This window comes from Kaistella chaponensis, from assembly GCF_900156725.1.
GTDB classification, from domain to species: domain Bacteria; phylum Bacteroidota; class Bacteroidia; order Flavobacteriales; family Weeksellaceae; genus Kaistella; species Kaistella chaponensis.
Genome location: NZ_FTOI01000006.1, coordinates 161,660 through 174,456, shown reverse-complemented (window position 1 = coordinate 174,456; position 12,797 = coordinate 161,660). Strand labels below are relative to the sequence as shown.

The 12,797-nt window shown below is 33.6% G+C and carries 8 protein-coding genes; 1 reads left to right on the top strand and 7 read right to left on the bottom strand.

Features of this window, described 5'->3' with window-relative positions:
• Window positions 1-87 precede the first annotated feature (87 nt).
• From BW932_RS08170 to BW932_RS08140, 7 genes are all read right to left on the bottom strand, one after another.
• Window positions 88-1,485 carry an MFS transporter gene (locus BW932_RS08170; RefSeq protein WP_076386999.1) on the bottom strand — a complete coding sequence of 466 codons (1,398 nt, stop codon included), beginning with the start codon at window positions 1,483-1,485 and terminating at the stop codon, window positions 88-90.
• A gap of 159 nt (window positions 1,486-1,644) precedes the next feature.
• The gene (gene asnB / locus BW932_RS08165) at window positions 1,645-3,315 is read right to left on the bottom strand and encodes an asparagine synthase B (RefSeq protein WP_076386998.1); all 1,671 of its coding nucleotides are present in this window, start codon (window positions 3,313-3,315) and stop codon (window positions 1,645-1,647) included.
• Between the two features lie 373 nt (window positions 3,316-3,688).
• The gene (locus BW932_RS08160) at window positions 3,689-4,894 is read right to left on the bottom strand and encodes an RsmB/NOP family class I SAM-dependent RNA methyltransferase (RefSeq protein WP_076386997.1); all 1,206 of its coding nucleotides are present in this window, start codon (window positions 4,892-4,894) and stop codon (window positions 3,689-3,691) included.
• A 54-nt stretch (window positions 4,895-4,948) separates the two neighbouring features.
• Entirely contained in the window at window positions 4,949-8,260 is a 3,312-nt protein-coding gene (locus tag BW932_RS08155; protein ID WP_076386996.1) for a BACON domain-containing protein, read from the bottom strand.
• 140 nt (window positions 8,261-8,400) lie between these two features.
• Window positions 8,401-9,327, bottom strand: coding sequence for a T9SS type A sorting domain-containing protein (locus tag BW932_RS08150; protein WP_076386995.1), 927 nt, complete (start codon window positions 9,325-9,327; stop codon window positions 8,401-8,403).
• Window positions 9,328-9,467: 140 nt separating this feature from the next.
• Window positions 9,468-10,193 (bottom strand): LytR/AlgR family response regulator transcription factor, encoded by a 726-nt coding sequence (locus tag BW932_RS08145; protein ID WP_076386994.1) that lies wholly within the window; start codon window positions 10,191-10,193, stop codon window positions 9,468-9,470.
• A gap of 5 nt (window positions 10,194-10,198) precedes the next feature.
• Window positions 10,199-12,097 (bottom strand): histidine kinase, encoded by a 1,899-nt coding sequence (locus BW932_RS08140; protein ID WP_159436424.1) that lies wholly within the window; start codon window positions 12,095-12,097, stop codon window positions 10,199-10,201.
• Window positions 12,098-12,462: 365 nt separating this feature from the next.
• Between BW932_RS08140 and BW932_RS08135 the strand changes: the two genes are divergently transcribed.
• Window positions 12,463-12,795 (top strand): zinc ribbon domain-containing protein YjdM, encoded by a 333-nt coding sequence (locus BW932_RS08135; protein ID WP_076386992.1) that lies wholly within the window; start codon window positions 12,463-12,465, stop codon window positions 12,793-12,795.
• The last annotated feature ends 2 nt before the right edge of the window (window positions 12,796-12,797 follow it).

Here is a 12,797-nt window from a genome sequence, read left to right as displayed (position 1 = left end):
TTACAAGGGTACGCTTTGAAATCCATTGACTTAAGATAAGTAAAGAAATAGAAAAGATTTGAAGTTTTTTTTGATAAAAATGTAATATTAAACTTGTGATCTCATGTTTTCGCCATCGGTAACATGAAGTCTTCTGAAAACAAATCCCGATAAAACGGTAAGAAAACCCACAACGTAAAAGGTGTATCGGAAAGCGAGATGTGCATCTGCTCCTGTTAAAGTAACATTATTTTGGAAAAGTTTCAGGACAATCAACCCAAAAGCAATTCCGAATCCTATGGCAAGTTGTTGGTTCACAGAAAGTAAGGAATTTCCGCTGCTTGTATGGGAGCTTCGTAAATCTGCAATTGAAATGGTGTTCATCGCCGTAAACTGTATCGAGTTGAAAAATCCTAGTATTGCAAGGATAGGAACATACCAGTAAATCGAAGTATGAATTCCGGGAATTCCTAAACACGCAATTAAAATACCGATCGTGAAAGTATTGATCATCAATGTTTTGCGATAACCGAAATGGTTCAGGATTTTAATGACCGAAGATTTTCCGAGCATTGCAGTCAAAGCCATCGGTGCAACGATCCAACCAGAAACTACGGCACTTTCTCCGTACGCGATTTGTATCATTAAAGGCAATAAAAGGGGTATGGAACTAATTCCTAATCGGGTTGCTAAATTTCCTAAAATCCCCACGCGGAACGTTCGAACCTGAAATAAGTTGAGCGGGAAAATTGCATTTTCGGTTTTTCGGGCATGAATGTAATAATAGTAAATCATTAGAAATCCTAAGATGAAAATCAGCAAAATAAAGGTTGTGTGCGTAGTTGTACCAAACATTTCTAGTGAAATAGATAACAGGAGCGAAGCGGAAGCAAAGATTAAGAATCCTTTTAAATCGAAAGTTAATGTGGTGGATTTATAATCGGGCATAAATTTTAAACCTAAAAAAATGCCCAAAATTCCAATCGGTATATTAATTAAAAAAATCCAGTGCCACGATAAATAATCCACCATGTAACCACCGACTAAAGGTCCCAAAATTGGTCCGATCAATGCAGGAATTATCGCAAAATTCATCGCTTGTACCAATTCATTTTTGTCAAATGTTTTAATCAAAGCCAATCTTCCGACCGGTGTCATCAAACTTCCGCCAATTCCCTGGATTACCCGAGAAATAACCAATTCTGGTAAATTGCTTGAAAGGGAACAAAATAATGAACCAAGAATAAAAACGACCAATGAAAAAATGAAAATCTTTTTGGTACCGAATTTATCGGCCAGAAATCCACTTACCGGCATGAACAATGCAAGAGTCAAAACGTAACTGATGATCGCATTCTGCATGTTCAAAGGTGATTCGTGTAAATCTACGGCAATTGATGGCAAAGAGGTATTAAGGATCGTGGAATCCAACATTTGCATGAAGATGGAGGTTGCTAAAATTAAAGGAAGATATTTCTTGGTAGGATTATCCTGGATCGTTGCCATCTTACAAATTTAGAAAAAATCAAACCAAAGGAATTGCGATCAACTCACTCTTTATAAAAAACGTTCATTGATAAAATCTTTAAAAAAAAATTCTGCGAAATACATCGCAGAATTTAATGGTTAAAAATATATGAAAAGGTGTTATTTATTTTCCTTAGCTTAATAGGAATCCTCATGAACCGATAAAACGGCTCTTCCGCTTGGATCATTTGCATTTTTGAAAGCTTCATCCCATTCCAAAGCAATTGGCGTAGAACAAGCTACGGAAGGAACAGAAGGAACTGTTGCAGCGGCAGTTTCACTAGGGAAATGTTCCTCAAAAATAGTTCGGTATCGATATTCCTCTTTATTTTGAGGCGTATTTAAAGGGAAACGGAATTTCGCATTCGTCATCATTTCATCGGTCACTTCTTTTTTGGCAACTTCTTTCAAAGAATCAATCCAGGAATAACCTACTCCGTCAGAAAACTGTTCTTTTTGTCGCCACGTGATATTTTCTGGCAATAAATCTTCAAAAGCTTTTCGAAGAACCCATTTTTCGATTTTTGGTTCATGTGCAGTGACCATTTTATCTTTTGGATTAATTCTCATCGCCACATCCATAAATTCTTTATCCAAAAACGGAACTCTGCCTTCAATTCCCCAACTCATCAAGGATTTGTTGGCACGTAAACAATCATAAAGGTGAAGTTTGTTGAGCTTTCTCACATTTTCTTCATGAAATTCTTTCGCATTTGGCGCTTTGTGGAAATATAAATATCCGCCAAAAAGTTCATCTGCTCCTTCCCCAGAAAGCACCATTTTTATTCCCATTGATTTGATGACTCTTGCCAATAAATACATCGGCGTAGATGCACGAACGGTGGTTACATCATACGTTTCCAAGTGATAAATGACATCTCGAACCGCGTCTAAACCTTCTTGAACCGTGAAATGAACTTCGTGATGAATGGAACCGATATGTTCTGCCGCTTTTTGTGCCGCAATTAAATCCGGACTTCCTTCTAAACCAACGGCAAAACTGTGCAATCTTGGATACCAAGCTTCTTGCGTGTCGCCACTTTCAATTCGGTTGCGGGAATATTTCGCGGTAATTGCAGAAATAATAGAAGAATCTAAACCACCAGAAAGTAAAACTCCATAAGGAACATCGCTCATTAATTGTCGGTGAACGGCTTCTTCTAAAGCTTTTCTGAGGTCTGCAATATCGGTGGAATTGTCTTTTACATTTTCGAAATCTTCCCAATCTCTTTTGTACCATTGTTGCAATTCGTAGCCATCTAAACTGTATAAAAAATGTCCTGGTAAAAAATTTTCGATGGTTTTGCAAACGCCTTCCAACGCTTTTAATTCGGAGGCAACATAGTAATTTCCGTTTTTGTCCCAACCTTGGTAAAGCGGGCAAATTCCCATGTGATCGCGTGCAACGAAATAAATATCGTTTTCGGTGTCATAGATTGCGAAAGCGAAAATACCATTCAGTTGATCCACAAAATCTTTTCCATATTTTTGAAATAAAGGAATTATGACTTCACAATCAGATTCGGTTTGAAAATCATATTCCGGGAATTCTTGTCGCAATTCACGGTGGTTATAAATCTCGCCATTCACCGCCAAAACGATTTTTTTGTCTTTTGAAAACAAAGGCTGTTTCCCGGAAGTTGGATCTACGATTGCCAATCTTTCGTGAGAAAAAATCACTTTTTCATTTTGAAAAACGCCACTCCAATCGGGACCGCGATGACGAATTTTTTTAGACATTTCTAAAACTTGAGGTCTTAAAATTTCAGTTTTTTGTTTGGCGTCAAACAAGCATACAATTCCACACATTTTTATATAATTGATAAGAGATTATTGATAATTGATTAAAATTCTGTCGCAAACATAGTATAAATGTTTATGAATTAAAAATGAAATTGCTTATAAGTTAAAAATTTTCTTAACTTAATTTTTAAATAGGAAAAAATTAAGTTAAAGATTGGTTTCTGCCTTATTTGGTTGAAAAAATTTCGAAAGGAAAACTGAATTTTATTTTAGCCCCGATCGAAACGGTATCCTTTTTTTTTGAGGCTGGTTTCAGGAAGGAAAAAAAAGATTTAGTGTAGAGCGGGACCGAATATTGTAAGGAGCGAAAATTTTCTAGCTCCTCAGAAAAAAAGCCATTTCAAAATCTGAAATGGCTTTTTTTATATCGTCATAAGTTTTAAGCTTTTCTCTCGATCAACGCCATGTAAAAACCATCGAAACCTTCGCTTGGCATTACTTTTTCTTCTTTGATTAAAGAATAACCTTCATTGTTTTTCAAGAAAATTTCAACTTGCTCATTGTTTTCACTTGGCAAAATAGAACACGTTGCGTAGATCATTTTTCCACCTTTTTTCAAGATTTTAGCATAATCCTGTAGAATTTTCTCTTGCTCTTTTTTGATTCGATCGATAAATTCCTGATCGATTTTCCATTTAGAATCTGGGTTTCTTTTCAAAACTCCCAAACCTGAACATGGCGAATCGATGAGCAATCGGTCGGCTTTTTCGTGCAGTCTTTTGATGACTTTATTATCTTCGATAACACGTGTTTCGATATTGTGTGCTCCAGCTCTTTTTGCGCGGCGTTTCAGTTCTGCTAATTTCCATTCGTAAATATCTAGAGCGATAATTTGACCTTTATTTTTCATCAAAGCCGCTAAATGCAAAGTTTTTCCACCCGCACCTGCGCAAACATCAACCACTCTCATTCCTTCTTGAACATCCAGAAGTTGCCCAATTTTTTGGGAAGAAGCATCCTGAACTTCGAACAAACCGTCTTTGAAAGCGGTCGTTAAAAACACATTTTTCTTCACATCCAATTGCACTGCATCCGGATAATTTTTGATTTGGAAACTATCCACACCTTCCACTTTCAGGTCAGAAATCAACTCTTTCGCCGTTGTTTTCAATGTATTTACACGAAGAATTGTGGGAGCTTGTTCATTCAGCGCCATCATTTCTTTTTCCCAACTTGGTCCCAATTCTTTTTCCAAAGTTTCAGCCAACCATTCCGGAATCGAATATTCAACTGCTTTTGTTGGAACCGTATTTTTCTTTAGTTTATTAATGATATCGGCAGTTTTCACCCCATCGAATTCCTCAAATTTTTTGTAATGCGTTTTTGTCCATAGACAATATGCCAAAATTAATTTGTAAATATTGTGCGGTTTCACGCCTTCTCCCATATAATATTCGAGGCGTTTTTTCCAGCGAATAATATCGTAAAAAATTTGTGCAACGACTCTTCGGTCTTCGCTTCCCCATTGTCTGTGGCCTTTCAAAAGCCTTTCTATAACTTTGTCTGCGTATTTTCTATCTTCGAAAAAAGTTTCCTGCAAAGCATCGTGAATACCGATGAGTAAATTTCTGTGTATGAGTTCCATAAAAATACAAAGCCGCTTTTATGCGACTTTGCAAAGGTAAGGATTATTTGGGGGTTATTTCTTTATGATTTTCTGTATTCTTTTTATACCATCCTTGTCAACAATTTGAATGATATAAGTTCCTTTTTGTAAATAAGTGATGTCAATTTTATTTACTTTTTCTGATGTAGATTTAACTAATTTTCCGGAAATATCAAATATTTTTAAATCTTGAATTTGCTCGGAGAAATTAATGTAATCTGATGTAGGATTTGGATAAATTGAAAATGTTTTTTCTGAGATATTGGTTATTCCTAAATTAGCTGATTGGGTAACAATAATCTCCTTGCTTGCAACACCGTTTCCGTTAATGGTGATGATTGCAAACCTTTCGTTTCCAGTAAGATTTTGTGATGCATTTAAAATAATTTTATGATCGCCAGAACCGTTGATGTTTGTGGTAGTTTGATTTTTAAGGGTGTACTTTTCAGAACTAAGTGTTAACCAGTTTTGGTTGCTAGTCGCCGTCCAATCTACGTTGGTGATGAGATCGAACTCGCCATTGTTATCTGTAATATTATTAGGAACTTCGATATTGGTTACCAAGAGGTAATCACTTTCTGGTGTTAAATATGGTGTAGGTAATTTTCCTAAAGTTGCGATGTAATAGTTCGAACTATTATGATCATTAATTGGATATAAAAAACGGTCTTGATTGGAAATATTTCCGCTAATACTCAATACGTCATTTTGCAGAACACTCAGAGAACTATTGTAGATTGTGTTGGAGTGGACTCCTAAATCTTTCATATATTTTAATGTACCATCTGCAGTGGAGAGTTTTACTATAGCTGAATGTCTGCCGTCAATTGGAAATTGCATTTCATTTCCATCAATATTAATTTTATTGAATGCGTTAATGTAGTAATATACATTCCCCGTTTCATCTACATCTGCTTTGTTTTGATGAATACGGTTTGTTGCAAAGATTGGTTTATGCCAAATTACATTTCCGGATTTATCTACTTTTGCGATAAAATCATTTACATTAGTTGTGGTAGATGTAGGATAAGGATGTGTATAAATCTGTCCGTCAATTCCTTTGTAAGATATTCTGTCTCCGGAATAGATCTCGCCGGAAATAATAAAATCTGTTCCGTCAAATTTCAATGAATGTGGCCAAGAATAATTATAGTCTGAAGATGAATTATTTGCATAGAAATTTTTCCCTAACAATGTGTTTCCGTTGCTATCAAATTTTAAAAACAAATGATTTGCAGATTCTGAAAAAGGTACTTGTACGCTTCCGAAATTATAAGATGTTATTCCCCAATTTTCAGGAATCGGTTCAAAAGACAGATAAATATTATTTTCATTGTCAGTGTCCAAATGTAACATAAATGCGTCCATATCAATGAATTGTTTTGCGAATAAAATATTACCTGTATTAGCATCAAATTTCATCAAAAACAACACCTTATTTTTGTTAAAATTATAAGCAACATCATCTAATAAAAACGTATCATCTGTAGTTCCTGCAAGTATTACATTTCCATTATTATCATAAGTAACACTTGAGTAGGTGATTTTTTTTGCTTCGGTTGTCGGTTCCAGTTTTTTTGCCCATTTTAAGGTTCCATCTGCGTTGGTATTAGTAATCAAGGTGAGGTGATTGGAAATGGTAGAAATTTGTCTTGAAAAGTTGGTTGGCACATTGTTGTTGTCCAAAAACTGAGCTTGGTTTGTAAATTGGCTTAGTACAACGTTTTCTCCAGAGACATTAGTGTCTGCAAGCTTAGCAGTCCAGCTTGGATTAGTGGCAGTTTGTGTGGTTCCGATGATTTGCGATTTCCAAATTGGTTTTCCGTTGGGCGCTATTTTGGAGAGAATATCAGAACAAACGATTTGAGGATTTAATGGTGGCAATATGAAATTATTAATCTCATTCCCGAAGTAATTTGTTTTTCCACATTGGTAGGTGTAACTAATGAGGCTTCCATCGATTCCTGTATGCTTGATGTAATTTGAAGAAAGTGAGCCAAACTCAGTCTCAGTTTTACGTTTATTTAATCCGCCGCCAACAATGGTAAAAAGTGGGGTTTTATCATATCTTCGAACATCACTTCCATTATAAGTCAAATACCCATTTTTCAATGGATAATCACTCCAGATATTAACATCCGCATTATGAAGACCGTTTGAATATTCACAATTAAAAAGCAGGGGGCGACCTTCGTCTACTGTTTCATACCCACTTGGTAATTTGTAAGTCTTTGCGCTTTCATTAGTCCTTTTAAATAAAACTCTAAAGTTGGTTGCAACATTTGGAAATACATCAAAATTATAAATTTCTAAGACATCTACAGAATTACTATTGGTATATCTCAATCCATCTATTTTAGAACTTGTTCTGAACCAATCTAAAGAACTAAAGCCAGGTGATATTTTTGCTACAAATAGATATTGCCCATCTCCACTATAATTTTCAGGATTATTAGTCGGGAAAATTATTCCAGCGTTATTTTTAAAATTTATTTGGTTGCTGCTTAAGCCAACTACCGCAAGTGAAGCGTCGGACAATCTTCTAATGTCGAACACTTCTGAAACACCAGACCATCCTATAACAGGAAATTGAGCAGACTGTGAAAAAGTTAAATTATAATAGTTCCCTCGCAAAAGTACACCTTTGTTAGCATCCACAGGAATACCGTCAATTGTTCCGGTAATAAACGAGAGACCACCTATGTAAATTTCCTCATTCAGAACATTCGCTGTTATGGAATTAATTTTAAATTGCTGATTTTGAAAACTTCGACTTGCTGTTATCGTACCGTCGGTATCATCAATTTTGAATAAATCATAAATAGATGCAACAAAAGTGTCATTCGCAGAAAAGGCCACATCGCCTACAAAAGCTGATGTTTTAAAAATCCATTTTTCAGAACCATCGGTTCCATATTTTGTGACAAAGTTTTCTCCAATGTCTGAAGTTATGGTTTTTCCCGCAAAATTTATAGTTCCTTTAAAAAATCCAGAGACATACAATTCTCCTGAAAAGTTTAGATAACTTTTGTAGGGTGTGACAATTCCTTTGCTACCCGCGTTCACGGTTTTTAGCCATTGATTTTGTCCGGTTGCATTTGTTTTGATAACAAACATATCATCATTCCCAATAGGTTTTATATTATAGCCATCAAAACTAAAATTTGTTCCATTTGCAATTCCTGTCATATAAGAATTGTTACTTTGGTCAGAAAGAAGATGCGACAAATGCCCGCCGTTATAAGTGTTTACTTGCAAAAATCTGGAAACTTCTGGTGGTGTTTCCTGCGCTTTGAGTAAAAGACTAAAAAGTAGCCCAAATACAAAAAATAAAGTTTTTTTCATAAGTATTAGTTTTTAATAGTGAAAAATTCTTGGTTGAATTTTTAAATTTGTCCTTTAATTAATAAGTGTTTTTTAAGTTTTATCTTTAGAATATTGATATATTTAATAAGTGTTTTCATTATTTGTTTTAAAAAAAACATTTAGTTTTTTATCAATTTCAGGCTTAGCTTCTCCCCACTCTCAATCTCCATCTGCAACACATAATTCCCCTTCACCAATCCCCGCACATCAATTCTCTCCTCAGTCTTTGCTTTTCCCTTTTTTACAATTTTTCCTGATGCATCTATAATTTGATAAGCAAAACTTTCTGTTCTGTCATTTTTTATGGAGATGAAATCCTTTGTGGGATTTGGGTAAAATTGTAATTGATTTTTAGCATCATTATCAACTGACATTGCAACTAAATTTTCATGCATTATGTTATCAACAAAGAAATTCAGAGAAGAAGTGTCAGTAAAATCTATATCGAGTCTACTAAATTCAGTAGCTACTAAATTGGCAGTAATATATATTTGTTGACCATTTACAAAATATTTCACTTTTTTATTTACTTTATCTATTTCAAAAGCTAATTTTACCCATTGATTTCTAAGGATTGGTTGATTTCCTATTGAATACCATTGACCATGTTCAGGATTATACACTCCAATAAAATTGCTAAAATCTGAAAAGAAGAAATCTGCAACTAAACTACCGTTAGAAGTAAACAAACCAATGTGCATATTCTTAGCAGATGTACTCGAAAGATAAAAGTCAATAGAGAATCTTGATTTACTGTAGCTATTGCTTAGTTGTTTATATACATAAGATGTTGGAATAAAACCACCATGATCTGTGCTTGAATATTTAAACTGTAAAGAATTACTTCCTTCTGACGATCGAGAGTTTGTAATTTTTGAACTATTGTAATTTGTGTTTTGTGAGGAAGATTCTACCCATTGATTTTGTGTATTAATATTTCCAATTACATATCCTTCTGAATTTTCAAATGAAATTTTTTCAATTTGTCCCTCAACTTGAAATACTGCAAATACAGCAAAAAATAAAATTTGTATCTTTTTTTTCATAATTTTTTTTAATAGTTAATTAATTTTAACAAAAATATAACAAAAAACCCCCTGAAAAACAGAGGATTACACTAAAAATAGTGAGTTATAAAGTCTTTATACTCAGCTAGGCAATTTATTGAGTGAGTTGCCAAAAATATTTAGTTGGTCTTTGCGGTAAGTAAGGTCTGTTTTACGTTTTCCATATACAAATCGCTGATCGGAAGCTCTATAAATTCATTAGTTACCGTATTGAAAGTGTTTAATTTTAACATCTTTTTTGCGGTGTTTAGCATTTGAATGTGTTTCGCATTCACGATATAACTTTTGTGGATTCTGATAAAAGGAAATGGCAAAATACTTTCAATTTCTTTTAAAGTCTTTGTAACAAACATTTGGGTATTTTCTTTTTTGAAAATCCTGCAACAATTATTATCCGATTGTATGTAGTTGATATCTTCCAATTGCATGAAAAAATGACCTTCCGTGTTTTTTATTGTGATATGATTTTGCAATTCCAAAAATCTCTTTTCAAATTTATGAAGCGCAATCACCAATTCGTCTGGGTCAATTGGCTTGTCTAGAAAATAAAGAACATCGTGGTTGACCGCTTTTTTTGCATATTTATCAAAATCGGTAGTCATAATAATAAATGGCATTTCGGAAGTAAATTGTCGGATTTCCTTAATCAAATCAAACCCATTTTCATCTCCCAATTGCACATCCAGAAAAACAATATGAGGTTTTGCAGAAAGCACCAAAGAAATCCCTTGAGACAAAGTATTTGCAATGCCAATTTCTTTAAAATTTTTATAAGATTTCAAAGACACTTGTAGATTTTGAAGACTGCCGAGATTGTCTTCTACGATAATGTAATTATAATTCATAGTTTTTAGTTGTATTTATAATCAATCGGAATTTTCACCTCCACTTTCGTCCCTTGTTCCTTATCGATGATTTCAAATGTGGCGTTTTCTTTATTTTTTTGATTAAGTGTGGCAAACAAATTTTGATACGTTGAAGTTCCGATTCCGCTGTCCAATGAAATCGCGTGTTTTCTCCCTTTTCCGGAATCATCGACAATGATAGTAATAAAATTATTTTTTTCAAGAATCGAAACATTTACCAATCCGCCGTTTCCTTTGATGCCGTGTTTTATGGAGTTTTCTACCAAATTTTTTAGCATCAATCTTGGGATTTGCAATTCTTTATTTTCAATTTTATTTTCGACAGAATATTCAAAATTTTCAGAAAGCATCATTTTTTCCAAACTCAAGAAATCTTCAATTTGCTGGATTTGTATTTCGATACTTTCCGTTAAAGAATGGTTGTTCAAACTCGCTTTTGTGATGTTAAATAATTTCAACATTTTCCGATAAGACTCTGGCGCTTTTTCCTGAATTTCTGGTGAAATACTTGCCAACAAATTTTTGATTTCGTGAGGATCCAATTGTTTATTCAGGCTTTGAAGTTCCATCGCGTTGAGGTTTTGTTGCAAACTGAGCAAAGTATTTTGATTTTGAAGTTCTTTTTGTTTTTGGCGGTTTCTTAGAAATAAAAATCCTCCACTTGAAAGTAATAGCAAGAATGCGACTCCAGAAATCGCAAAATTTCTGTTGGTTTTTTCTTTTTCTAATTCTAATTGCTGGGATTTTATTTGAGCCTCTTTTTCGGCTGTTTGGTATTTTTTATCCAAATCATATAATGCCTGTGTTTTCTCTTTTTTTTGATGCTCACTGTTTAATTTCTGATATTCAGAAAAATAAGTTGCATATTCATTCTGATTGTTTTTCTGAAAATAATTAGGAATAATCTTCTCATACGATTGACGTAAATTTTCAGATTCATTATTTTCTTTAAATAGTGCAATTGCCTTTTTTAAATAATCATCAGCGTTTGAAAAATCTTTACCGGCATTCAGCGTTTGTGCCATTAATAAATAGTCTTCTCCGAGTCGTGAATAATCTTGCTCATTTTGATTAATGAAAATTGCTTTTTCCAAGTGCATTTTCGCAATATCTAGTTTACCAAAATTATAATTTAATTGTGCTGTAATGAAGTGCAAGTCAGATTCGTCCAAATCGTTTCGAGTAACAACTTTAGCTTTTTTAAGATAAAGTTGTGCTTTTTGTTGGTTTTTTAAGTCTGTGTAAATTTCTGCATAAGTAAAATAAATATCGAATAAATTTTGAGTAAAATTTATCTGCTTGTGTTTCGTTTCAGCTTTCTCTAAATAAGAAATTGCACTTTGAAAATCGTTTTTATCAAGGAAAATACGACCTAAATTAAAATATATATGCCCTTGTTCAAATTCACTGCCTTTGTAAAAATATTTCTCTGCAGATTTATAAATATCGATGCCTTCTTTTGTTTTTCCGTTTTGAAGCAAAGAAGAGCCATAATTAATAAGACTTCGTAATATCCTTTCTTTATTTTTTGTTTTGGAAGTGTTCACAAAAGATTTTTCTGAAAAATCTTCTGCTTTTTTAAAATCCCCTTCCATACTTTTAATTTTTGCTAATATGTTGTAGGAGGCTCCGATAGAGCCATAATCTTTCTCTTTTGTGCTAATCTGTAAACTTCGGTTGGCTTCTGCTTCTGCTTCTGCAAGACTTCCTGTTAAAAATTTGGTCGTAGCATTAAGAACAAAATATTGTCCGCGTTCTTTTTCGTTTTTGATATGTTTTTTTGAAAGCTCATTATAATGAACAACAGAGTCCGGATTGATGGCGGTATATTCCCACGCCAGTAAATTTAATAACTCAAAATGTTTATTTTTTGAATTTTTCAATTTATTCCTCAAACTATCAATCCTCTTATCTTGCCCAAAAGCAAAGCAGCTTAGTAAAACAAAGAATAAAATTTTTCTCATCATCAGAATTTAGTGTTATTGTGTTTTTTTTCTAAGTCAATCATGCTGTTTTTTATTTCAAATCAATTATCTGTTGAGTAAAAGACTTTTTTATAAATAAATAACAGCTATTTGCCTTTAAAATTAATAAAAATGCAACAATGTTTCGCGGAAATTAGAATATTTTTTCGCAAATCACAACAGAAATCATATATTTTCATTCAAAATAGTATAATTGAATACGTAAATCGTAATTCACAAATCGTAAATATAAAATCGTAAATTTGAAAAATTAAATAAATCCCATGACCGACCCAATCATCTGCCCAAAATGCCAATCAGAATTCACCTACGAACAAGACAATTTACAAGTTTGTTCTCAATGTTTCAACGAATGGGATCCAAAAGAGGAAAGTAATTCCAACAACATTTTAGATATGAATGGTAACGAATTGCAAAACGGAGATTCGGTAATCGTGATGAAAGATTTACCCGTAAAAGGAGCACCGAAACCTGTAAAAGCAGGAACAAAAGTAAAAAACATCAGATTGCGCCCTGATTCTGATCACAATATCGACTGCAAAATTGATGGATTTGGCTCAATGGCCTTGAAATCGGAATTTGTGAAAAAAGCATAAAA

Excerpts from the sequence above, each read along its gene's own strand:
- BW932_RS08170 (WP_076386999.1), bottom strand. The coding sequence starts at position 1,485 with ATGGCAACGATCCAGGATAATCCTACCAAGAAATATCTTCCTTTAATT.
- asnB (WP_076386998.1), bottom strand. The coding sequence starts at position 3,315 with ATGTGTGGAATTGTATGCTTGTTTGACGCCAAACAAAAAACTGAAATT.
- BW932_RS08160 (WP_076386997.1), bottom strand. The coding sequence starts at position 4,894 with ATGGAACTCATACACAGAAATTTACTCATCGGTATTCACGATGCTTTG.
- BW932_RS08155 (WP_076386996.1), bottom strand. The coding sequence starts at position 8,260 with ATGAAAAAAACTTTATTTTTTGTATTTGGGCTACTTTTTAGTCTTTTA.
- BW932_RS08150 (WP_076386995.1), bottom strand. The coding sequence starts at position 9,327 with ATGAAAAAAAAGATACAAATTTTATTTTTTGCTGTATTTGCAGTATTT.
- BW932_RS08145 (WP_076386994.1), bottom strand. The coding sequence starts at position 10,193 with ATGAATTATAATTACATTATCGTAGAAGACAATCTCGGCAGTCTTCAA.
- BW932_RS08135 (WP_076386992.1), top strand. The coding sequence starts at position 12,463 with ATGACCGACCCAATCATCTGCCCAAAATGCCAATCAGAATTCACCTAC.